Annotated in this window: 21 protein-coding genes and 1 pseudogene; 12 read left to right on the forward strand and 10 right to left on the reverse strand. The window is 69.3% G+C overall.

The window, feature by feature from the left end; all coding sequences use genetic code 11:
- Genes JNUCC0626_RS18705 through JNUCC0626_RS18715 form a run of 3 tightly spaced genes read left to right on the forward strand, consistent with a single transcriptional unit; the run spans position 1 to position 3,283 of the window.
- Positions 1-354 (forward strand): hypothetical protein, encoded by a 354-nt coding sequence (locus tag JNUCC0626_RS18705; protein WP_394621046.1) that lies wholly within the window; start codon positions 1-3, stop codon positions 352-354.
- Entirely contained in the window at positions 351-2,093 is a 1,743-nt protein-coding gene (locus JNUCC0626_RS18710; protein WP_394621047.1) for a cation acetate symporter, read from the forward strand. The genes JNUCC0626_RS18705 and JNUCC0626_RS18710 overlap by 4 nt, the downstream gene beginning before the upstream one ends.
- A gap of 14 nt (positions 2,094-2,107) precedes the next feature.
- Positions 2,108-3,283: a histidine kinase gene (locus JNUCC0626_RS18715; RefSeq protein WP_394621048.1), complete on the forward strand. Its 1,176-nt coding sequence runs from the start codon at positions 2,108-2,110 to the stop codon at positions 3,281-3,283.
- Positions 3,284-3,844: 561 nt separating this feature from the next.
- On the opposite strand, the pseudogene JNUCC0626_RS18720 reads toward JNUCC0626_RS18715, so the two are convergent.
- Positions 3,845-4,261: pseudogene (locus tag JNUCC0626_RS18720) on the reverse strand (transposase); the annotation flags it as partial.
- Between the two features lie 650 nt (positions 4,262-4,911).
- Between JNUCC0626_RS18720 and JNUCC0626_RS18725 the strand changes: the two are divergent.
- From JNUCC0626_RS18725 to JNUCC0626_RS18735, 3 genes are all read left to right on the forward strand, one after another.
- Positions 4,912-5,730 carry a metallophosphoesterase family protein gene (locus JNUCC0626_RS18725; RefSeq protein WP_394621049.1) on the forward strand — a complete coding sequence of 273 codons (819 nt, stop codon included), beginning with the start codon at positions 4,912-4,914 and terminating at the stop codon, positions 5,728-5,730.
- 2 nt (positions 5,731-5,732) lie between these two features.
- Positions 5,733-6,371 carry a 4'-phosphopantetheinyl transferase family protein gene (locus JNUCC0626_RS18730; protein ID WP_394621050.1) on the forward strand — a complete coding sequence of 213 codons (639 nt, stop codon included), beginning with the start codon at positions 5,733-5,735 and terminating at the stop codon, positions 6,369-6,371.
- A 110-nt stretch (positions 6,372-6,481) separates the two neighbouring features.
- Entirely contained in the window at positions 6,482-7,960 is a 1,479-nt protein-coding gene (locus JNUCC0626_RS18735; RefSeq protein WP_394621051.1) for a glutamate--cysteine ligase, read from the forward strand.
- Positions 7,961-8,338: 378 nt separating this feature from the next.
- Here the strand turns inward: JNUCC0626_RS18735 and JNUCC0626_RS18740 are convergent, their stop codons facing one another.
- Positions 8,339-10,258, reverse strand: coding sequence for a cellulase family glycosylhydrolase (locus JNUCC0626_RS18740; RefSeq protein WP_394621052.1), 1,920 nt, complete (start codon positions 10,256-10,258; stop codon positions 8,339-8,341).
- 217 nt (positions 10,259-10,475) lie between these two features.
- Between JNUCC0626_RS18740 and JNUCC0626_RS18745 the strand changes: the two genes are divergently transcribed.
- Genes JNUCC0626_RS18745 through JNUCC0626_RS18760 form a run of 4 tightly spaced genes read left to right on the forward strand, consistent with a single transcriptional unit; the run spans position 10,476 to position 14,506 of the window.
- Positions 10,476-11,537 (forward strand): AAA family ATPase, encoded by a 1,062-nt coding sequence (locus tag JNUCC0626_RS18745; RefSeq protein ID WP_394621053.1) that lies wholly within the window; start codon positions 10,476-10,478, stop codon positions 11,535-11,537.
- Complete coding sequence (locus tag JNUCC0626_RS18750; RefSeq protein ID WP_394621054.1) at positions 11,534-13,147, forward strand: vWA domain-containing protein; 1,614 nt, start codon at positions 11,534-11,536, stop codon at positions 13,145-13,147. The genes JNUCC0626_RS18745 and JNUCC0626_RS18750 overlap by 4 nt, the downstream gene beginning before the upstream one ends.
- The gene (locus tag JNUCC0626_RS18755) at positions 13,147-13,815 is read left to right on the forward strand and encodes an NAD-dependent protein deacetylase of SIR2 family (protein ID WP_394621055.1); all 669 of its coding nucleotides are present in this window, start codon (positions 13,147-13,149) and stop codon (positions 13,813-13,815) included. The genes JNUCC0626_RS18750 and JNUCC0626_RS18755 overlap by 1 nt, the downstream gene beginning before the upstream one ends.
- The gene (locus JNUCC0626_RS18760) at positions 13,808-14,506 is read left to right on the forward strand and encodes a class I SAM-dependent DNA methyltransferase (RefSeq protein ID WP_394621056.1); all 699 of its coding nucleotides are present in this window, start codon (positions 13,808-13,810) and stop codon (positions 14,504-14,506) included. The genes JNUCC0626_RS18755 and JNUCC0626_RS18760 overlap by 8 nt, the downstream gene beginning before the upstream one ends.
- Here the strand turns inward: JNUCC0626_RS18760 and JNUCC0626_RS18765 are convergent.
- The 6 genes from JNUCC0626_RS18765 to JNUCC0626_RS18790 all read right to left on the reverse strand — a co-directional run bounded on the left by JNUCC0626_RS18765 (position 14,499) and on the right by JNUCC0626_RS18790 (position 18,316).
- On the reverse strand, positions 14,499-14,828 hold the full coding sequence (locus JNUCC0626_RS18765; protein WP_394621057.1) for a hypothetical protein: 330 nt from the start codon (positions 14,826-14,828) through the stop codon (positions 14,499-14,501). The two genes, JNUCC0626_RS18760 and JNUCC0626_RS18765, sit on opposite strands and share 8 nt — an antisense overlap.
- 20 nt (positions 14,829-14,848) lie before the next feature.
- Positions 14,849-15,415 carry a TIGR03086 family metal-binding protein gene (locus JNUCC0626_RS18770; protein ID WP_394621058.1) on the reverse strand — a complete coding sequence of 189 codons (567 nt, stop codon included), beginning with the start codon at positions 15,413-15,415 and terminating at the stop codon, positions 14,849-14,851.
- Positions 15,415-15,825: a hypothetical protein gene (locus JNUCC0626_RS18775; RefSeq protein ID WP_394621059.1), complete on the reverse strand. Its 411-nt coding sequence runs from the start codon at positions 15,823-15,825 to the stop codon at positions 15,415-15,417. The genes JNUCC0626_RS18770 and JNUCC0626_RS18775 overlap by 1 nt, the downstream gene beginning before the upstream one ends.
- Positions 15,750-16,412: a DUF998 domain-containing protein gene (locus JNUCC0626_RS18780; RefSeq protein ID WP_394621060.1), complete on the reverse strand. Its 663-nt coding sequence runs from the start codon at positions 16,410-16,412 to the stop codon at positions 15,750-15,752. Before JNUCC0626_RS18780 ends, JNUCC0626_RS18775 begins: the two co-directional genes overlap by 76 nt.
- A gap of 125 nt (positions 16,413-16,537) precedes the next feature.
- Positions 16,538-17,278, reverse strand: coding sequence for an SDR family NAD(P)-dependent oxidoreductase (locus tag JNUCC0626_RS18785; protein ID WP_430623499.1), 741 nt, complete (start codon positions 17,276-17,278; stop codon positions 16,538-16,540).
- 180 nt (positions 17,279-17,458) lie between these two features.
- Complete coding sequence (locus JNUCC0626_RS18790; RefSeq protein ID WP_394622058.1) at positions 17,459-18,316, reverse strand: LysR family transcriptional regulator ArgP; 858 nt, start codon at positions 18,314-18,316, stop codon at positions 17,459-17,461.
- Positions 18,317-18,415: 99 nt separating this feature from the next.
- Here JNUCC0626_RS18790 and JNUCC0626_RS18795 point away from each other — a divergent pair, with 99 nt between their 5' ends.
- The gene (locus JNUCC0626_RS18795) at positions 18,416-18,964 is read left to right on the forward strand and encodes a LysE/ArgO family amino acid transporter (protein ID WP_394622059.1); all 549 of its coding nucleotides are present in this window, start codon (positions 18,416-18,418) and stop codon (positions 18,962-18,964) included.
- Here JNUCC0626_RS18795 and idi read toward each other — a convergent pair whose 3' ends face one another.
- Positions 18,965-19,540: an isopentenyl-diphosphate Delta-isomerase gene (idi, locus tag JNUCC0626_RS18800; protein ID WP_394622060.1), complete on the reverse strand. Its 576-nt coding sequence runs from the start codon at positions 19,538-19,540 to the stop codon at positions 18,965-18,967.
- 111 nt (positions 19,541-19,651) lie between these two features.
- Here idi and JNUCC0626_RS18805 point away from each other — a divergent pair, with 111 nt between their 5' ends.
- Positions 19,652-19,840 carry an MbtH family NRPS accessory protein gene (locus JNUCC0626_RS18805; protein WP_394621061.1) on the forward strand — a complete coding sequence of 63 codons (189 nt, stop codon included), beginning with the start codon at positions 19,652-19,654 and terminating at the stop codon, positions 19,838-19,840.
- On the opposite strand, the gene JNUCC0626_RS18810 is transcribed toward JNUCC0626_RS18805, so the two are convergent.
- Positions 19,837-22,344, reverse strand: coding sequence for a glycoside hydrolase family 97 catalytic domain-containing protein (locus JNUCC0626_RS18810; protein WP_394621062.1), 2,508 nt, complete (start codon positions 22,342-22,344; stop codon positions 19,837-19,839). The two genes, JNUCC0626_RS18805 and JNUCC0626_RS18810, sit on opposite strands and share 4 nt — an antisense overlap.
- Positions 22,345-22,398: the final 54 nt, after the last annotated feature.

Raw genomic sequence — 22,398 nt, forward strand, 5'->3', positions numbered from 1 at the left:
GTGGTGGTGACGAGCCCGCGCACGCGGGCACCCCGTGCGCGGCGCCCGTACTCGGGCACGCGCGAGATCAACGAGCAGAGCGAGCTCGGCGCCGTCTACATGCGCACGCTGATCCGCGCGCAACGACGGCTCGGCCTGTCCGTGTGCCTGGTGGCGTGCGGGGCGTTGGGGCTGCTGCCGTTGCTGTTCGCGATCGAGCCGGAGTTCGGCAAGTTCCGGATCCTCGGGCTCGGGCTGCCGTGGTTCCTGCTGTGCGTGGCGACGTGCCCGATGCTGTTGCTGGCCGGCTGGTTCTACGTGCGGCAGGCCGAACGCAGTGAGCGCGAGTTCGCGGAGCTGGTCGAACGTCCATGACGAGTGGTTACGCCATCGTGGCGGTGGTGGTCGTCGCTCTCGGCACGATCCTGGTCGGTGCCTACGGGCTGCGGGTCTCGCGCACCACGTCCGACTTCTACGTCGCCTCGCGCACCGTCTCGCCGTGGTGGAACGCCTCCGCGATCGGCGGCGAGTACCTGTCGGCGGCGTCGTTCGTCGGCATCGCCGGGCTGATCTTCGCCTACGGGCCGGACATGCTGTGGTTCCCGGTCGGCTACACCGCCGGGTACCTGGTGCTGCTGACGATGGTCGCGGCGCCGCTCCGCCGCTCCGGCGCGTACACGCTGCCCGACTTCGCCGAGGCCCGGTTCCGTTCGCGTGGCGTGCGGGCGGTCGCGTCGATCCTGGCGTTGGCGATCGGCTGGCTGTACCTGTTGCCACAGCTGGAAGGCGCGGGCCTGACGCTGAACACGGTGACGGGCGCGCCGGACTGGGTGGGCGCGCTGATCGTCACCGCGGTCGTGACGGCGAACGTGATGTCCGGCGGGATGCGCTCGATCACGTTCGTGCAGGCGTTCCAGTACTGGCTCAAGCTCACCGCGATCACCGTGCCGATCGCGTTCCTGATCGTCGCGTGGCAGGTGCACGGCGCCGAATCGCTGACCAAGCCCGAGTACCCGGTGTTCCGCCAGGACACCGAGGTCTCGTTCCAGCGCCCGACGATGATCCACGCCGACGCGTTCATCTCGATCAAGGGCACCGGCGAGATCGACGGCGCGCGCGTCACCGACACCGTCGTCGTGCTGCCCGAGGGCTACCACCGCATCGGGGCGGGCTCGGAGTTCACGTTCCCGAAGGACGCACCGGTCCCCCATCTGTCCACGATGGAGCACAACACCAACGAGATGTGGTCGCTGCCGATGTCGAGCGGCCAGGAATTCCCGTTGTACGGCGCGTATTCGCTCATCATCGCGACATTCCTGGGCACGATGGGTCTGCCGCACGTGATCGTGCGCTTCTACACCAACCCGAACGGCACGGCCGCGCGCCGCACGACGTTGATCGTGCTGGGCCTGCTCTCCGTCTTCTACCTGATGCCCCCGATGTACGGCGCGCTCGGCCGTCTCTACACGCCCGAACTGCTGATGACGGGCCAGACCGACGCCGTGGTGCTCGTCCTGCCGACCCGGATGATCGAGGGCATCGGCGGCCAGTTGCTCGGCGCGCTGGTGGCGGGCGGCGCGTTCGCGGCGTTCCTCTCCACGTCCTCGGGCCTGGTGGTGTCGCTCGCGGGCGTGCTGTCCCAGGACGTGCTGCGCCTGGGCGGCGTGCGCGGCTTCCGCATCTCGACGGTCCTCGCGGGCCTGGTGCCGCTGGCGATGACGTTCGTGGCGACCGGCATGCCCGTGGCGGACATGGTGGGCCTGGCGTTCGCCGTGGCCGCGTCCTCGTTGTGCCCGTTGCTGATGCTGGGAATCTGGTCGACCAGAACCACCACCGTGGGCGCCATCGCCGGCATGCTCGCGGGCGGCGTCCCGGCCCTGACCGCGGGCCTCGTCACGATGTTCACCGACACCGGCGACGCCTGGTACGAGATCCTGCTCTCCCGCCCCGCGGCCTGGACGGTCCCACTCGGCTTCACCGTGATGTACGTGGTCTCGCTGCTCACCCAACGCCACACCCCACCGGGCGTGCAACGGACGATGGTCAAGCTCCACGCGCCCGAGAACCTCGGGCTGGACGGCTCCGGCAACTCCCAGGCCGACGAGCGAAGCTAGAAGGTGACGCACCGATGCAAGACTTCCTGACCGCGGCCGCGATCCTGATCGTGGGCGGCGCCGCAGTCCTGGTCCTCTGGCGAGGCACGCGCAACAAGCAACAGCTCTCCACCGAGGCCCAGCGCGTCACCTACGAAACCCTCCACACAGCCTGGTCGGCCGCACCCCCGCTGCGAGCGGGCCTGGTCCCCGACGCGGCCAAGAAGTCAGCCAGACACCTCCGCACCCTGCTGGACACCCCAGCCCTGGCCCTCACCGACGAAACCGAGGTGGTCGCCTGGGAGGGCGTCTCCGACCACCACGCGGCGGAAGCGATGGCCCAGGCAGAGGACGTCTTCAACACCGGCCGCACCCAGGCGTTCGACATAGGCTGCGCGGAACCGAACTGCCCCATCAACTGCGCGGTGGTAGCGCCCTTGACCGTCGAGGGCCGAGTGGTCGGCACCCTCGCCGCCTACTCGCGTGAGGCCTCAGCGGGCCTCGTCCGAGCCACCAACCAGGTCGCCCGCTGGGCAGCGGGCCAACTGGAACTGGCCGAACTCGACCGCTCCCGAACCCGCCTGGTGGAAGCCGAAGTGCGCGCCCTGAGGGCCCAGATCTCCCCGCACTTCATCTACAACTCGCTCTCCGCCATCGCCTCCTACGTCCGCACCAACCCGGAACGGGCCCGCACCCTCCTCCTGGACTTCGCCGACTTCACCCGCTACTCGTTCCGCCGCCACGGCGACTTCACCACCCTCGCCGAGGAACTCCGCTCCATCGACCAGTACCTGGCCCTGGAACGAGCCCGCTTCGGCGAACGCCTCAAGGTCACCCTCCAGGTGGCGCCCGAAGTGCTCCCGGTGACGGTCCCGTTCCTCTGCCTCCAGCCCCTGGTCGAGAACGCGGTGCGGCACGGCATGGAGGGCAAGGTCGAGCCGGGCCACATCCAGATCTACGCCAACGACGGCGGCGCCGAAGCCCACATCACCATCGAGGACGACGGCATAGGCATGGACCCGGAGAAACTCCGCCGCACCCTCGCGGGCCAGGTGGACGAGTCGGCGGGCATCGGACTCGGCAACATCGACGAACGGCTGCGCCGCGTGTACGGCGACGAGTACGGCCTGGTGGTCGAGACGGCGTGCGGGCTGGGCACGAAGATCACGGTCCGCGTGCCGAAGTACCACGCGGGCATCAACGGCATGTGAGGCCTGGCCGACGGGCGAGGCGGTGGAGCGAGAGGCGCCAGAGCACAGGGTCGTGGAGCGCCGAAGCGTGGAGCGCAGGGCGGTGGAACGCGGGGTCGCCGAGCGCTCGGCGGCCAAGAGCCAAGCAACCAATGGCCCGAGGAGAACGACGCCGAAGGCGAGCCGACAGTCTTGGCTGAACCGATCAGCCGGTATCGGTGACGTACCAGCACAAACCCAGCCACGCACTCGAAGGGATTGGGGCTTGACTTTGGGTGCGAGGTGCTATCACTCGTGGCTCGGCCGGGCGCTTTTCAGCCCGGCCTTTCCGGTCCGTGAAGCGCCTCGCAAGGGCCCCGAAGTCAAGCCCCAATCCCTATCGACGCGCCAGCGGCGATGCATGGACCACTCTCGTCATAGGCCCTGCACGACCACCGCCCAAAGGTGACTGGACCGCTCCTCCCGCGACAAGCGGTCCACCGGCACGATGAGCGGTCATTACTTAGCCAAGGCAACAAGAAGCCGGAGCCACCCCCAAGGTGACTCCGGCGAGTCTTGAAGAACGCTCAGCCGCCAGTCTCAGCTGGCGGCCTTGGCCGCACGCCGATCGGCAGCGTCCAGCACGGCCCGAACCCAGTCGACCTCGTCGGCCCCGCAGGCCCCCTCGGCCACGGCCCGCCGCAGCCGGACCCACAGCCCCAGGTCGGTCCACTCCTGGAACCGCCGGTGCACGGTCGGCACGGTCACGCCGAACGAAGCCGGCAGGTGCCGCCAGGCGCAGCCGGACGACAGCACGAACACGATCGCGGTGAACACCGAGCGGTTGCAGACCCGGCCGCGGCCGCCGCCCTGGCGGCGGATCTTGGCCGGTGGGATCAGCGGTTCTACCAGCGACCACAGGTTCGCCGAGACCAGGCGGGACGAGAGCTGCTCGATGACGTCGCCGCGGCCTGCTTCCACGCCGTGTTCGGTGGAGGACGGCCAGGTGGTGGAGCGCATCCAGGAGTCGGTGCGCGGGGCCAGGTCGGTGGGCCGCTGGTCCTGGCGGGCGGACTCGGCGCGCTGGCGGGAGCGCAGCAGGGTGGCCAGGGCGGTGTCCTCGGCCGTGGTGCGGCGCTGGGGGACGGCGTAGGCCTGGTGCTGCTGGGCGTGGCGCGCGATTTCTGCGCCTACCGTGCGGCGGAAGGACGGGTTGTTCTGCAGGCGCGGGTCCACCGGCTGGCCGTAGCGGGTGGGGACCTGGCCCACCTGCTGGCGCGCGGTGACCGGCATCTGGCCCGGCGCCGGCTGACGCGGGGGCACGGGGCGCCCTGGCACCTGACGGGGCGGGACCTGGCGCGCGAGTCGCGGGTCCGGGGTGCGAGCGAACTGTGAGTCGGTCATGGTGTGGTCCTCCGCCAGGACTTTTCCGTCAGGTGACAGCGCTCACAGTAAGAAGGAGGCTCGAAAACAGGTAAGTAGGTAGGCCAAACGGGGCGACGAACGGGCGTGCGCTGGCGATGCGCGGCCTGTCCTGTTGAGACGAGTGGCGCACGGTCTGCGACGAACGGATAACCGGTCGTGTGCCTGGTGACACGACCGGGTGGTGGTTCTCTATCCCCATCGGGCGGTAATGATCCAGTCGTTGACGGCCCGGTTACCTTCGACATGTGAAGCTCTTGGCCACCAGCGACCTGCACGTCTCCTACCAGGACAACCGCGACGTCGTGGACGCGATCTCATCGCCGGACGAGGCGGACTGGCTGATCATCGCCGGGGACATCGGTGAGAAGTTCGCCGACATCGAGTGGACGCTGCGGAAACTCCGCCCGAAGTTCGCGAGGTTGATCTGGTCGCCGGGCAACCACGAGCTCTGGACCACCAAGGACGACCCCAACCAGGCCCGCGGCGAGATGCGCTACAAGCAGCTCGTGGAGCTGTGCCGCAGCCTGGACGTGATCACGCCCGAGGACCCGTACGTGACGTTCGACGGTCCTCAAGGGCCGGTCACTGTCTGTCCACTGTTTCTCGGGTACGACTACTCCTTTCGGCCACAGGGCGCCACGGACGTGAAGTCGGCGCTCGCCCTCGCGCACGAGGCGGGAGTGGTCTGCACGGACGAGTACTTCCTGCACCCCGACCCGTACCCGTCGCGGGAGGCCTGGTGCCAGGCGCGCGTGGCGGAGACCGAGGAGCGGCTCGCCGCGATCAACGGTCCGACCGTGCTGATCAACCACTACCCGCTCGTGCGCGACCCCACGTTCGTGCTGCGCTACCCGGAGTTCGCGCTCTGGTGCGGGACCGCTCTCACGGCCGACTGGCACCGCAGGTTCAACTGCGTCGAGATGGTCTACGGGCACCTGCACATCCCTCGCACGACGCGCTACGACGGCGTGCGCTTCGACGAGGTCTCGCTCGGCTACCCGCGCGAGTGGAAACCACGCGGCGTCACCAGGGTGAAGCTGCACGACGTGCTGCGGGAGTCGTAGAGGTGCTGGAACAACTTCTTCCCCCGCCCATCGCGGCGGTGGAGCGGTACAACGACGACATCCCCGTCGAGCTCTTCCCCGCCGAGGAGGAGCTCCTCGGCAACTCCGTGCCCAAGCGGCGGTTCGAGTTCAGCACGGCGCGCGCGTGCGCCCGCGAGGCGATGACGAGCCTCGGCGTGGAGCCCGCCGCGATCCTGCCGGGCCCGAAGCGCGAACCGCTGTGGCCCGACGGCGTCGTCGGCAGCCTCACGCACTGCACCGGCTACCGGGCCGCGGCGCTCGCGAGGGTCGGCGACTTCGCGACGATCGGCATCGACGCCGAGCCGCACAAGCCCGCGCCGCACGGCGTGCTGGGCGCGATCGCGATCCCCGCCGAGCTGCGCCGGATGCCCGGTCTGAAGGCCGACGACCCGAAGATCTGCTGGGACCGCCTGCTGTTCAGCGCCAAGGAGTCCACCTACAAGGCGTGGTTCCCGGTCACGAACCGCTGGCTCGGCTTCGAGGACGCCGACATCACGCTCAACGCCGACGGCACGTTCCACTCGCGCATCCTGCTGCCCGACACACCGATCGCCGGGTTCGACGGCCGGTGGCTCGTGCAGGGCGAACTCCTCGTCACCACGATCGCCGTGCCCGCGTGATTTCTCAGGTTTCGATCTGTCCTGTTCGGGGGAACAAGACACACGGGTGTCGGATTGATCAACCATGGTGCACAGTGGTGTTGTGAACCCTCGACCGCCGGGAGGCCACCATGGGCGAGGACGTCGCGAAGCACGAGTTCACGCGCGAGGACCGCACGCGGTACCGCACCAAGGTGCGCCGGTGCCTCGACGTGTTCGCGCGGATGCTGCGTGAGGCGCGCTTCGACTTCGAACGGCCGATGACCGGCCTCGAGATCGAGATCAACCTCATCGACGAGAACTGCGATCCGGCGATGAAGAACCACGAGGCCCTGGACGTCATCGACGACCCGGACTTCGTGACCGAGCTCGGCCAGTGGAACATCGAGATCAACGTGGCCCCGCGCCGCCTGGCGGGCGGTGGCATCACCTCCTTCGAGGAAACGGTGCGGCGCAGCCTGAACTCCGCCGAGGAGAAGGCACGCGCGGTCGGCGCGCACATGGTGATCAACGGCATCCTGCCGACCCTGCGCTCCCGGCACATCGCCCCGGACCTGCTCTCCAGCAACCCGCGCTACGCGTTGCTGAACGAACAGGTCCTGGCCGCCCGCGGCGAGGACCTCCAGATCTCGATCGACGGCGTCGAACGCCTCCACCTCACGGCGAGCTCGATCGTCCCCGAGGCGGCGTGCACCAGCACGCAGCTGCACCTCCAGGTCTCACCCGAGCAGTTCCCCGCCTACTGGAACGCCGCGCAGGCCATCGCCGGCGTGCAGGTGGCCGTCGGCGCCAACTCGCCGTTCTTCCTCGGCAAGGAACTCTGGCGCGAGACCCGCATCGCCCTGTTCCAGCAGGCGACCGACACCCGAGGCGACGAGCTCAAGGCCCAGGGCGTGCGACCGCGCGTGTGGTTCGGCGAGCGGTGGATCAACTCGATCTTCGACCTGTTCGAGGAGAACGTCCGCTACTTCCCCGCACTGCTGCCGATCACCGACGACGAGGACCCGTTGGCCGTCCTCGACAAGGGCGACACCCCGGCGTTGAACGAGCTGAAGCTCCACAACGGCACCATCTACCGCTGGAACCGCCCGGTCTACGACGTGGTCCGCGACCGCCCGCACCTGCGCGTGGAGAACCGCGTCCTCCCGGCAGGACCGACCATCGTGGACACCCTGGCAAACGCCGCCCTGTACTTCGGCCTGGTGCGAGCCCTGGCCGAGGACGAACGTCCACTGTGGTCGCAGATGAGCTTCCAGGCCGCCGAGGAGAACTTCAACGCGGCCTCCCGCAACGGCATGGACGCGCAGATGTACTGGCCCGGCGTCGGTACCGTCCCGGTGGTGGAGTTGGTGTTGAGGCGGCTCCTTCCTCTCGCGCACGAGGGATTGATCAGGTGGGGCGTCGATTCGGCCGAGCGTGATCGGCTGCTCGGGGTGATCGAGCAGCGGTGCCTGTCCGGTATGAACGGCGCGACCTGGCAGGCGCGGGAGTTCCACCGGCACTACGACCACACGCACATGGACCGCGCGGATGCGTTGCGGACCATGCTGCGGACCTATGTGGACCTGATGCACGCCAACGAACCCGTGCACTCCTGGCCGCTCACCTGAGGGTGAGTCGGTTGGCGGGTAGGGGTAAGTGGGCAGAGCTGTCGGGCAGCAGGTAGAGCGTGAGTCGGCGGGCGCACGGCTGGGCCGCTGCGCACGCCGGGAATCAAGGGCGGCGGGGCGCTCCCAGCGTGGGCGCCTCGACCACCGACAAGACGAAGCTACCACCCCGCACCGACAGAAAATGACGGCTGTCCACAGCCCACCGGCAGAGGCACAACGGCGAAGGTGCGTGGCCACGAACGACAGAAGCGGTGCGGCGAGAACCTCCGCCGCACCGCTCTGCCTGCGCCCGCTGAAGCCGTCACTCCCCTGGAAGGGCGAAAGCGTCAGCTGGGATGTGCCCAGCCGGAGCCAGGCACCGAACTAGCCGAGAGAACCTCAGGACGTCGGGAAGTTGTCCGGCGTCCGCATGCGCTCGCGCACCCACACACCGGCCGGCTTCAGGACTCCGGTACCGGCGAACGTGGTACCCGAGCAGGTGCCGGTCTTGAACACCGCGCCCGTGAGGCCGTCGTCGGAGAAGTTCCAGTTGGCCCACGAGATCTTCTTGCGTTCCATCAGGTCGATGTACTTCTGCGACATGGTGAAGTCGTTGGAACCGCCACCGGAGGCCGCCTGGGTGCCGAACTCGGTCACGAAGACCGGCACCTGCGACGACACCTGGTCGAGCACCTGGAGGTACGCGTCCCGGTGCGCCTGGGCGTAGAAGTGGAACGAGTACATGAAGTTGGTGGCGTTGACCCGGTTGTTGAGCACCTCGGACGGGCTGTCGCCGTCGGAGTGGCCGAAGGTGGACCAGCCGTTGGTGCCCGAGACGATGAGGCTGTCGGGGTCGATGTTGCGGATGACCGGGATCATCTGCTCGGCGTAGGACTTCACGCGAGCCCACGACGTGCCGTTCGGCTCGTTGGCGATGTCGTAGATGATGTTGGTCTTGTCCTTGTGGCGCTGGGCGATCTCCGTGAAGAACGTCTTGGCGCGCGCCAGGTTGTAGTTCGGGTCTCCCGGCGAGAGCTGGTGCCAGTCGACCAGGACGTAGATGCCGCGGCGGGTGGCTTCCTCGATGTAGCCGTGCATCATGTCCGTGAACTTGCGGGGGTCGGTCTCGTAGCCGTCTTCCTGGATGTACATGGCCACGCGGATGAAGTCGGCGTTCCAGTCGGTGGTCAGCGCGTCCCACCACTGGGGCTTGGAGCACTGGTGGTACCACTGGATGCCGTGCGTGCTGGCGCCGCGGAGCTGGATCGGCTTGCCGTACTGGTTGCACAGCTGCACGCCGCAGACGCGCAGCAGGCCGTTGATGTCGTGCGGCCTGGTGCCGCCGCCGCCACCAGGCTGCGTGCGCACCGTGACGGAGTTCGAGGCGCCGGACTGGTTGCCCGCCGCGTCACGCGCCCTCACGGTGAAGGTGTAGTCGGTGTTCGCCGTCAGGCCGGTGACGGTGTGCGTGGTGCCCGAGGCCGTCTGGCCGTTGGACAGCACGTAGCCCGTCACGCCCACGTTGTCCGTGGAAGCGTTCCACGCCAACGAGATCGACGACGAGGTCAAACCGGTCGAACGCAGGTTGCCGGGGGCCGAAGGGGCTTCGGTGTCGCCACCGCCACCGCCGGGCTGCGTGCGGACCGTGACCGACTCGGACGCACCGGACACGTTGCCCGCCGCGTCACGCGCCTGCACGGAGAAGGTGTACTCCGTGTCGGGCGAGAGGCCGGAGACGGTGTGCGAGGTGCCCGAAGCCGTCTGGCCGTTGGACAACACGTACCCCGTCACGCCCACGTTGTCCGTGGCCGCGTCCCACGCCAACGAGATGGACGACGACGTCGAACCGGTGGAACGCAGGTTGCCGGGCACCGAGGGGGCCTGGGTGTCCGGGGTACCGCCGCCCGGCGTGTCGACGTCGATGCGGTCCAGGTTCGGGCCGCCGTTGACGGTCGAGGAGACCGTCCTGATCGTGTTCGAACCCGCCTTGAGGCCCAGCGTGATCGTCTTGGTCGCCCAGGTCGTCCACGCGCCCGTGCCGTTGAACGACCAGCCGCTCTGCTTGCGGACGTCGTTCAGGTAGATGTCCATCGGGCGGTTGGTCGACGTGCCGTTGGCGTACCGGAAGGTGATCTTCGCGGCGGCCGCGGTGGGCGAGTTGATGACGAACTCGACGGAGCTGCCGACCGCGTTGTCGTAGTTGACGAAGCCAGTGCCGGTGTGGCCGGCGTGGTTCGACTCGACGACGCCGCCCGAGATCGTCGCGTTCTCCGCCTGGTACTCGACCACGGCGGCGTTCGCGACGGTCGGGACGACCACGGCCGGAACTACCGATACTGCTAGTGCTGCCGGCAGAGCCAACAACAAGGGTCTGGCCACAGGGTGCCTCCTGTGTAAGGGGAACAGCAGGGCGCGGCGGCGATTTAGTTAAGAAGGTTTCCTATCAGTGGTGGGTTGAATCACAGCACTAGACCACTGCCCCTGTCAATAAATTCGGGCGACCGGAACATGTCGGATTTGGGATCCTCAACCCCTCATGCGATCCACAGTCACCGTGACACCAGCACAGCTTCCGGAGGTGCTGCTGCACGTCGCCGTCGTCCGACCGGTCTTCCTCTGGGGAGCACCGGGTATCGGCAAGTCCTCACTCGTCCGCAAGTTCGCCGCCGAGCTCGGCCTGGAGTGCGTGACCCTGCTGGGCACCCAGCTCGCGCCCGAGGACCTCATCGGCGTTCCGGAACTCGTCGGTGGCCGAAGCCGCTTCGCCCCGCCGGAGTCCATCGCGCGGCACGACCCCTACTGCCTCTTCCTCGACGAGCTCAACGCCAGCGCCCCCGAGGTGCAGAAGGCGTTCTACTCGCTGATCCTCGACCGGCGCATCGGCTCCTACGAACTGCCGAAGGGCTCGATCGTGATCGGCGCCGGCAACCGGGCCGTCGACAACGCCCTGGCGCGTCCCATGGCGTCCGCGCTCGTGAACCGCATGATCCACGTGCACCTCACGGCGTCGTCGCGCGAATGGCTGTCGTGGGCGCGCGAGAACAACATCCACCCGTGGGTGCTGGAGTACCTGACCCAGCGCCCGGACCACCTGTGGAGCGCCGCGCCGAAGGTCGAGGAGACGTTCTCCACGCCCCGCGGCTGGCACATGCTCTCCGACGCGCTGCACTCGTTCGGCGAGGACATCTCCGACGACCTGCTGGGCGTGCTCGCGTTCGGCACGGTCACGGCGAACCACGCGTCGATGTTCAAGGCGTACGTCAAGACCGTGCGCAACGCCTACGGGCTGGAGGCCGTGCTGCGCGGCGACACCCGCTGGCCGTCGGCTCCGCAGGATCGCGACCTGTTGTACTTCCTGGGCGAGGCGTTCCGGGCCCGGCTGGTCAAGGAACTGCCGCACGACAAGGCGCACGCGTCGGCGGCGGGCAAGCAGCTGGCACACCGGGGCAAGGCGTTGCTGCTCGAACTGGCCGAGCTGTCGCTGGAGGTCGCGCAGATGGTGATCGCGGCCGACGACGACGGCAACCCGGTGCTGCCCGCGTGGTTCCTCGTCGAGGTCACCCGGGACCTGCCGCGACTGGTCGCCGCACGCGGATGAGCAAGCGCGGCAAGGCACCCGTGGACCTGGCGGCGCTGGCGTTCCAGGCGGCGGACAGGCGGATCGACGCGCATCCGCTGTTCGCCGCCCTCAGCACGTTCCTGCGCCGCGACTCCGAACACCCGTGGGCGGACATCTCTCTCGACGGCCTGCTCTTCGCACACCCGACGCGCAAGGCGACCGAGGACGAGTGGGTGTGGGTGTTCGCGCATTGCCTGCTGCACCTGGGTTTCCAGACGCACGACTGCAAGCCGGTGCTGGAGTTCCAGCCCGCGCTGAAGTTCGGCCGGATGCCGGAGGGCTGGGACCCGGACCGCTGCGTGCGCGGGGAGGAGTCGAAGGAACCGGAGAAGTGGAGCAACAGGTTCGCCGCCGGTCTCTCGAACGCCGCCGCGGCCGCGATCGACGTGGCGGGCGGCGCGCGGTCGTCGCTGACGGACTCGCGCCCGATCAAGACCCAGTGGGAACTCGCGCTCGGCTGGTTCGTGTCGAACTATCCTCTGCTGGGCGCGCTCGCGACGACGATGAAGATCGTCGCGGACGCGGAACTGGCGCGGGGCTGGGACATCTCGATCGCGGCGGTGTCGACGGCGTCGGCCGAGATCTACGTGAACCCGTTGGCGGGCTTGACGAGGCTCGAATGGCGGTTCGTGCTGGCGCACGAGATGTTGCACGCCGCGCTGCGCCACTGCAACCGGGTCGGCGGCCGCGACGCCTACCTGTGGAACATCGCCGCCGACTACGTCGTGAACGGCTGGCTGGTCGAGATGGGCGTCGGCGTCGCGCCGTCCGGGGCGCTGCACGATCCCGAACTGCGCGGCCTGTCGGTGGAGTCCGTCTACGACCGCATCACGACCGACCTGCGCCGGTACCGAAAGCTGCTCACGTTGCGCGGCAACCACCAGGGCGACCTGCTCGGCGAACCGCTCAGAGGCCCGTCCGACTTCGCCGACCTCGACGACTTCTACCGGCGCGCGTTGCTGACGGGCCTGAGCTACCACACGTCCGCCCGCGGTCTGCTGCCCGCCGGACTCGTCGAGGAGATCCGCGCGCTGGAGCACCCGCCGCTGTCGTGGGACGCCCAGCTGGCGCTGTGGTTCGAGGAGTTCGTTCCGGTGCAGGAGAAACGGCGTTCCTACGCACGGTCGTCGCGGCGTCAAGCGTCCACTCCGGACATTCCACGGCCGGGCTGGGTGCGCCCGGAGACGCGGGATCAGCGGCCGACGTTCGGGGTCGTGCTGGACACGTCCGGTTCGATGGACCCCAAGCTGCTGGGCAAGGCTCTCGGCGCCATCGCCTCCTACGCCGCGGCACGTGACGTACCCGCCGCGCGCGTGGTTTTCTGTGACGCGATGCCATATGACGCCGGATATGTGCCCGTCGAGGACATCGCGGGCAGGGTGACGGTGCGCGGGCGCGGCGGCACGGTGCTGCAGCCCGGGATCGACGTGCTCGAACGCGCCGACGACTTCCCCGCCGCCGGAGCGATCCTCGTCATCACCGACGGCTACTGCGACGTGCTGCGGATTCGGCGCGACCACGCGTTCCTGATCCCGGCGGGCGCGCACCTGCCGTTCCGCGCGCGCGGCCCCGTGTTCCGGATGTCCTGATGGAGATCGCCTGTGACGAGTCCGGCTCCGAGGGCGAGAAGCTCGTCGGCGGCGTCACGGCGGTCTTCGCGCACGCGGGTGTCGCGCTGTCCCAGGCCGACGCGGACCGGTGCGTGGACGCACTGCGCGAGATGATCAAGTCACCGGCGCTGGAGTACAAGGCGAACCACCTGCTGCGCGCCAAGAACCGCTGGGTGCTGCTGTGGTTCCTGGGCGCGGACGGCCCGCTCGCCGGACGGGCTCGCGTGCAACTGCTGGACAAGCGGCGGTTCCTGGCCTCGCGGGTGCGGGCGGAGTTCGGTGCGGTGACCGGGCCTTTGGAGCTGTACAACGACCTCCTGCGCGCCCGAGGCCCGCGCGGCACGCTCGATCCGTTGTTCCCGGCCATCCTGCGGGCCGTCGCGCAGTGGGGCGGACCGGTGTCGATCGTGCACGACCAGCAGCTGTCGCTGACCAACGGCCGGATCCGGCAACTGCAGCAGCTCGCGCCACGGCTGAAGAGCCTGACGCTGGTGGACTCGCAGTACGACGCACGGGTGCAGGTCGCCGACTTCCTCGCGGGGATCGCGCGGCGGGTCGCCGAGGAGGAACTGAACGGAAGGCCGGACCGAGAGGTGATCGAGTTGCTGATGCCGTTCGTCGTGGGACCGAGGATGTGGCATGCCTGACGCGATCTTCGCCGACCCGAGACTGGCCGCGCTGTACGACCTCTTCGACGGCGAACGCGCCGATCTCGTCCCCTACCTGGAGATCGCCGCCGAACTGGAGGCGCGCACGGTGCTCGACGTCGGCTGCGGCACGGGCTGCTTCGGCACGCTGCTGGCCGACGCGGGACTGACCGTCGTGGGCGTCGACCCGGCGCTCGCGTCGCTGGAACTGGCGCGTGCCAAGGACTCCCGCGTCACGTGGCTGCACGGGGACGCCACGACGCTGCCACCGCTCCAGGTCGACCTCGCCACGATGACGGCGAACGTCGCGCAGGTGTTCCTCGGCGACGACTGGGATTCCACCCTGCGCGGCATCCACGCCGCCCTGAAACCCGGCGCGCACCTGGTGTTCGAGTCACGACGACCGGAGGCCAGGGTGTGGGAGGGCTGGCGCGTCCCCGTCCAGCGCGAGAAGAACGGCGTGCGCCATCGACGTGACCTGCTGAGCGTCGATCTGCCGTTCGTGTCCTTCCGGCACACCTACCGCTTCCCGGACGGCCAGGAGATCGCCTCGGACTCGACGCTGCGGTTCCGCAGCCGCGAGGAGATCGAGGAAAGCCTGACCGCGGCGGGGTTCGAGACCACAGACGTGCGGGACGCGCCGGACCGTCCCGGCCTCGAGCACGTGTTCGTCGCGCGCAGGCTCAGCTGACGAACGCGGGCTGCTTCCACGCCTGCACCAGCCACGGCAGGATCTGCGGCAACCGGTCGGCCACGACGTCGTGCAGCACCAGCACGATCCGGCCGCTGCGGACAGGCCCCGCGTCGAGCCACACGACGTGCATCAGCACGCCGGTCTCCGGGTCGAGCCCCGCCTCCGCCTCCGCGAGGGCCGCGGGGGTGGCGGCGGCGGGGTCCTCGACCACGTGGTGCGCGAAGCCGCTGCGACGCAGTTCCGGATGCAGTGCCACCAGGGAATCCATGGCGGCGGCGAGGCGTCCGACGCCCAGCCCTGCCCGAACCTGCACCGCCATCGCCCTCACATTAGGAGACCCTAACCCAGGCTCCAGGCGGGATCGCGCCCACTGAGTCCCAGGACACGGTCCAGCAAGGGCGCGTTCGGGTCGACCTCGACTGCCGTTCCGAAGAGCGAGCCGTCGCGGTCGTCCGGGCCGATCGACGACACGAAGCCGTGGACGACCTGGAGGAGTCCCGGATCGACGGTGAACGGCTGGCCGGTCGCGCGGGCCAGGTCCCAGGCGTGCAGCACGATCTCGTCCAGCGCGACGGCTCCCGCCACCTCGCCGGGCAGGTCGACGCCGCCGGCGCGGGTCATCCCCTCCCAGGCGGACGGAGAACGCCAGGCCGCGGCGAGTTCGTCGAGGCGCGCGGGCATCGACTCGCGGAAGTCCAGCGGCAGCCGGGCCGAGTCGCCCGACGCCGTGCCCTCCAGCGGGGTCTTCGTCGCGGCCATCGTGAACGCGACCGACAGGCCGTTCACGTGGTCCAGCAGGTCACCGACCGTGTAGTCGGGACAGGGGGTCGGCGCCTTGAGATCGCCGTCCGTCACCCCTCGCACCAGGCCCGCCAGCTGGTCGGCCGCGGGCGTCAAGTCGAACATCAGTAGCCGTCTCCTCCCCAGAACTGCTCTTCCAACGTGTCGGCGGTACCGGCGAGCAGCTGGAGCGGGTCGGTGAACTCGTGGATGTCGAGATCGGACAACGGCAGCGAGTGCCGCACCACCACGTGCTCCCCCATGATCGCGAGACCGCACGCGACGGTGGAGTTGCCGACCTCCACGAGGACGTCGTGCAGGTTCACCTGGGACGCCAGCCCGCACGGGGAGGCGATCTGGACCCACTCGTGCATCTTGTCGAGGACTTCGCGAACGATGATCACGACCTGCGTGCGCTCGTCGTCGCCCTCGTCCTCGTCCCCGAAGGTGAAGAGGATCCTCAGTTCCTCGTCCTCGTCGTGGATGACGTCGTACTCGGCGCGGACGTAAGCCGCGAGGTCTCCCCAACTCGCCATGGCGCAACCCTACTGGCCGCGACGGCCCACAGCCCGACGACGAGCACGGCGAGCACCTCGGCCGCGAGCAAGATCCTCTCGATGTACCCCAACGGGAACACGCGCCACCACCGAACGTCGGAGACCACGCCCAGCACAACGGCGTAGAGCAGCGGCATGAATGCGACAACACTCAACAAACCGGACGCGAGAACCCACCTGGCGTGTCGCGACCAGACTTCGTGCCTCAACCACGGCAGGGCGAGCGCGATGATGGCGACCGGCAGGCTGACGAACGCGACCATGCTGCCGAACCGGTGGATGCTGCCGCTCAACTCGTTGGTGCCCATCGCCCAGTTGGTCTTGGGGAAGAGCACCACGAGGAACAGTCCGAACGACCAGAGCGTCAGCGCGATCGAGCCGACCGAACGCCAGCGCGTCAGCCCCTTGTGGACCAGCACGTACAGGATCGCCATCGAGCCCGCCGCCAGCAGCAGCACCGCGACGTCGAAGACGGGGCGGTAGTCGCCCAGCGCGTACTCGCTGATCGTGCGGCGCAACGGGCCGACGGTCAGGTCGAGCATCCCGACCATGGCGATCGTCGCCACGACGGCGAGTGAACCGCCGGTGGCGGCTAGACGAGGTATCAGCACATAACGGACAACGCCCGGGCGAACGCGCGGGGTTCCTGGGTTCAGGAACCCGACAGCATCCACCCAGCGTTCCGACAGCTTCAGCTCAGAATCGCCCCGCACGTGACGTTGACCTGCGCTCCCGTGATCGTGCGGCCCCAGTCCGAGGCCGCGAACACCGCCGCCCTGCCGACGTCCCGCAGCGTCGCGGCCATGCCCAGCGCGGTCTGGCCGACGATGTCGGGTTCGACCTGGTCGCGGAACTCCGCCGGGATCGACTCGGGGATGCCGCCGGTCTGCAACGTCACCGCGCGCACGCCGTGCGGCCCGAGCTCGGCGGCGAGCTGGCGGCGCATCGCCTCGACCGCGTCGAACGCCGTGACCAGGCCGCCGAGCTGCCACCGCCGGTGCACCTGGCCGTCGCTGGTGCCGCCGAAGAACAGGATGACGCCACCGCCCTGCCTGATCATGTGCCGGGCGGCGGCGCGGGCGGTGAGGAACTTCGAGCGGACGTTCGTGACGACCGGGGCCAGGTAGTCGTCGACGCTCATCTCGTGCAGCGGCGTGCCCTGGACGTCGTTGTCGGAGATGACGTTGACCGAGATGTCGATGCGGCCGAACGTGGCGGCGTGCTCGTCCACCGCGCGTTCGTCCAGCGCGTCGACCACCGCGTAACGAGCGCCGATCGCAGAAGCCTTGGCTTTCAACGACGCCTCGGTGCGCGCGGCCAGGTGCACGTCCGCGCCCGCGGCTACGAACGCCTCGGCGATCGCGCCGCCGATCGTGCCCGCGCCGTAGATGACTGCGGTCTTCCCGTTGAGGTTCATCGGTTCGCTGGTCATGGCGACGAGGCTAGGTCGTGTCCGGCAAGTTCGTCAGGTGACAGGCGCGGGCGAGAGACCCGGAGACAGCGCCGCCGCCATGCCCTCATACCGGGCGTATTCGGGCGTGGTGGCGGTGCTGTCTCCGGGGCCCTCGGCCGCTACTGTCGCCCGACGAACTTGCCGGACACGGCCTCGCTCCTAACGCAACGCCTCGCGCGCTTCGTCCATGACGGCCTCGGCCACGGCGGTGAGCGCCGGCGAGTCCAGTTTCCACTGCTGCCAGTACAGCGGAACGGAGATGGTGCGGCCCGGCACGAGATCGACGAGTCCGCCCTGGAGCTGTTGCGGCGGCACCATTCCCCAGCCCAGACCCGCCACGATCGCCCGCACGTACACCTCAGACGACGGTACGTAGTGGCGGTGTTCGGACGCGCCACGGCCACGCGTCAGCGTGCGCACGAACCTGTCCTGCAGATCGTCGTTGCGGTCGAACACGACGACCGGCGCGTCCGGCAGCCACGACTTCGGCGGACCGTCCGCGAACGACTCCACGTAGGACTCGGAAGCCATTGCCGCGTACCGGATCTCGCCCAGCTTGGTCACCGAGCAACCCGCCACCGGTTCACGCGACGACGTCACAGCGGCCATCACCAACCCCTGACGCAGCAACGCCGTCGTGTGGTCCTGGTCCTCGCGGTGCAGGTCGAACGAGATGCGCAACGAGCGCGGAACCCGTTGCAGCGCGGGCAGGAACCAGGTGGCGAGCGAGTCGGCGTTGACCGCGATCGGCACCCGCACGACGGCGGAGGTCCCCAGCGCCGCGTCCAGGTCCTGGTCCAGCGCCATCAGTTGCCGACCGTACCGGACCAGCACCTCACCGGACGGGGTGAGCCGCACCGGCCGTGCCCGCACCAGCAGCACCCGGCCGGTCCGCTGCTCCAGCGCCTTGATGCGTTGCGACACAGCGGAAGGCGTGACGTGCAGAGAAGTCGCGGCCGCGTCGAACGTGCCCGCGTCGACGACCGCGAGCAGCGTCCGCACCAGGTCGAGATCCATCACGAGCGCTAATGGTACGTAAGAATCTGTAGCTGGTCTCATCAAGAAGGCGTCAATACCGTGGACCGCGTGACAGACCTGTTCCTCGGCTTCGGCACCATGATGACCCTGATCGTCGCGATCGGCGCGCAGAACGCTTTCGTTCTGCGCCAAGGACTTCGACGGCACGCGGTCGCCAAGGTCGTCGCCGTGTGCGCCATCTCGGACGCGATCCTGGTCGCCGTGGGCGTGGCCGGGTTCGGCGCGCTCGTCGACGCCTTCCCGCAGGCCGTCACGGTCGCGGCCGTCGTGGGCGGTGTCTTCCTGCTGGGCTACGGCTTCCTGGCCGCGCGCCGGGCGTTCGCGCCGTCCGCGATGAACGTCGACACCGAGACCACCGGACGGCCGGTGCTGACGGCCCTCGCGCTGACGTGGCTGAACCCGCACGTCTACCTCGACACCGTGCTGCTGCTCGGCTCGATCGCCGCCGGGCGCTGGTTGTTCGGCGTCGGCGCGGTGACCGCGAGCATCACGTGGTTCGTGGCGCTCGGGTTCGGCGCGCGGCTGCTCAGCCCGTTGTTCGCGAAGCCGCGCTCGTGGCGGGTGCTGGACGGCCTGATCGCGGCCGTGATGATCGCGCTGGGCGTGACCCTGATCGCCGGCTGGTGATCAGTTCAGCACGACGGCGGCCGGCAGCCCCTCGGGCCCGGCCACCGGCCACGCCAGCGGGTCGGGGCCGAGCTTGACCAGTTCGGCGACCTGCAACCGGGACCACGGCGACACGGCCCGCGTGCCGTCCAGGACGCTCGACGCGTACTCGCTCCACGCCACCCGTTCGGTCGAGTCGACCTCGTCGGGGTTCGGCACCGGTTCGGCGTCGGACAGCACCCGGAACACCGGGCACATCTCGTTCTCCACCACGCCGTCCATCACCGCGCGGTAGCGGAACGCGGGCAGCAGCAGCTCCGGCGCGGGCGTCGTCATGCCCAGTTCGTCGCGCAACCGCCGCAGCACCGACTGCGCCATGTCCTCCTCCGGCAACGGGTGGCCGCAGCAGGTGTTGGTCCACACGCCTGGGAACGTCTTCTTGTGCAACGCCCGGCGCGTCAGGATCGTGTTGCCGGAGGAATCGAAGACGTAGCTGGAGAACGCCAGGTGCAGCGGTGTGTCCGCGTGATGCACCACGGCCTTGTCCTCGACGCCGACGGCCGTTCCGTCCTCAGCCAGCAGGACCACCTGTTCCACAGTCACGGGCACCACGTAATCACATGCGGACCAAGATCGGGAACCACGTGTTCACGTGAACTTGAGCGCGGAGATAGCGCCACCATAGGTGTTCCCCGTCACTCTGATGGCATGACTTCCCCGTTCGCTCAGGCTCACACCATGTTCCTGGTGCTGGTCAGCCCAACGGGCCAGTACTCGATCTGGCCCGCGGTGCTGCAGGTGCCCGCAGGCTGGCAGGTCGTCCACGGCGTCGCCTGCCGCCAGTCGTGCGAAGCGCGCATCGAGGCGCTCCGCACCGATCTCCCCCTCGCCGCCTAACAACTCAGTCGCGCGTCACCCCACACGGCGTGGTCGAGGCTCGTCCCGTCCCCGCCGTCGGTCACCCGCAACGTCAGCAGCCGCACGCCGCTGACGTCGACGTTCAGCGGTAGCGCCGGGTCTGTGGACCGGCGCAACGGACTCGTGTGCAGCACACGGCCGTCGCCGAGCACCTCGAACACCACGGTCCCACCTGCGGCCGCACGGTCCACGCGGCCGTCCACCTCGTCGTCCACGCCCACGACCGCGTCGAACCGGCTGCAGGTGCCGAGCTCGACGGTCCGGTCGGCGGGCGTCGTGCCGATGCCCTTGCCGAACCGCACGCCGCCGGTCGTCAGCGTCCTGCCCTCGACGGACAGGTCGGTGCCGGCGACGTAGACCTGTCCGTCCGGCAACGGTTTCCACACGTGCGCACGGGTCGCCTTCTCGGCTTCGACGCCGGCGAACCGCGCCACCGCGGGCACGTCCGTCAGTCCCACGACAGGATTCGCGCCGACCCGGATCGTCCAGCGGCCGGTCAGCGACTCCCCTGGCGCGACCCGTGCGGCACGCACGGCCGAAGACGCGCTCCACCCCGACGGCACGCGCGGCGCGAACGTCACGCCGTGGAGCGCACGGTCCGAGGTGTTGGTGAAGGTGCCGCTCATCTCGAACGCCTGCCCCGGCACCAAATCCACACGATCAGGTGACACGACCACGGACGTCGACGGGACGCCACCGGTCGGCCGGGCACAGGTCGAACGCTCCGGGCGGCAGACCAGCGCGACGAACCCGCCGTCCGCGGCGACTGGCACGGTCAGCTTCCCGGACGTCACGTGGGTGTCGCGGACCAGCCCGGCCGCACCGTCCCGCACCACCTCGACCAGCCACGTCCCGCCGCCCAACGCCGGCAGGTCGAGCGTTCGCGCGGCCCCGGCCACCGCCCCGCCGACGAACCACCGGTCGCCGGAACGCCGTGCCATCACCACGTCCGAGCCGGGCGCCCCGGACAGCAGCCGCGTCTCGTCCCAGGCGGCCGGTGCCTGCTCCAGGAACCAGCGGGCCCACGGCCGCGCGTCGTAGGAGTCGGGCCGTCCGGCCAGGTTCTGCACGCCGGACTCGTACAACACCGTCAGCGCCAGCTCACCGCCGTCGGTGTTGGACCGCACGCGGTGGAAGCCACCCGGCGTGTAGTCCATGCCTCCCACCACGTTCCGGGTGAACGGCAGCGCGGTCAGGTGCGAGGTCGTGAGGCCGCCGGCCTTCTCGGCCCCGTGCACGGCCTCGGTCGTCATGACGTGCGGCCACGTGCGGTGGATGCCGTGCGGCAGCGTCGCGCCGTGGAAGTTGATCAGGAAGTGCAGCCGCGCGGTCTCCGGCAGGATCTCGTCGTACCAGCGGTAGCGCTCCTGCCCGTCGGAGTCCATGAAGTCGATCTTCAGACCGCGCACGCCCCACCTGTGCAGCCACGGCAGGTAGTCCGCGCGCTTCTCGGCCGTGTCGACGCTGCTGAACCGCACCCACGTGTGGATGCCGACGCCGCGCGCCGACGCGTACCGGACCAACTCGGGGATGAAACTGGTCCGACGCCAGTTCGGATCGTCGTACCACCCGGCGTCGACCACGACGTACGGCCAGCCGCGCGCCGCCGCGTAGTCCACGAACTCCTTCTGCCGCACCAGGTCCTGCTGCACCGGACGGCCACCGGCGAGCCACGTCCACACCGCCGGGCCGGGCTCGATCCACGACGTGTCGCGCACCCGCGAAGGCGGTGCCAGGTCGTCCACCAGCGTCGACTCGACCACGGTGGCCAGCGATCCGACGATCATCGTGCGCCACGGCGTCTTCAACGCGCCGGAGACCGCGACCTTCTCGTCCCACAACCGGACCTGGTAGCGCCCACCGCCGGCGTGCGCGAGGTGCGCGCCGGAGTACCGTCCGTCCACATCGGACTCGGTGATCAGCGCGTACGTCCCGCCGACCTGGAACAACGCCGGGTGCATGTACTCGGCCTGCTCGGCGCCACCTGCCGTCGTCCGCAGAAAGGGGTTCTCGTAGTCACGGCGGAACTTGGCCAGCCACGCTACGGAATCGGCAGGCAGCACGAACGCGGAGGCTTCCTCCACAACAGCACCGGTGTTCTGCGGCAACACGTACCGATACGCAACGCCGTCGGACGACTCGCGCACGACGAGGTCGAGCCGTCCACCGGCGGCAGCGAACCGGTAGGTCGTCTCGGCAGCCCGCACGACCCGGTCCCGCCTCTTGCCGGACGTGGTGCGGTAGCGCTCGAAGATCGCCCGGCGTGACTGGCCGGTCAACGTCAGCCCGGTCGTGAAGTCGGCGCGCTCGGTCGTGATCCCGACCGGCGAAGGTTCGACGACGGTCTTCCCCCGATGCGTCACCGCAAGCGATACGGCGCCGCCCTCAACGCGGACCACAGCCCGCGGACCGGCGGAAGAAGCCTGTGCGGGTGTCACCAACCCCAGTACCAGCGCCAACACCGCAAGCACTCTCACCGCCACGGACACTCCCCTCGTGAACCGGGGCGGCGGTCACCGGAGGTACATCCCTCGACC

Origin of the sequence: Lentzea sp. JNUCC 0626, from assembly GCF_043632865.1 — a bacterium.
Lineage (GTDB): Bacteria > Actinomycetota > Actinomycetes > Mycobacteriales > Pseudonocardiaceae > Lentzea.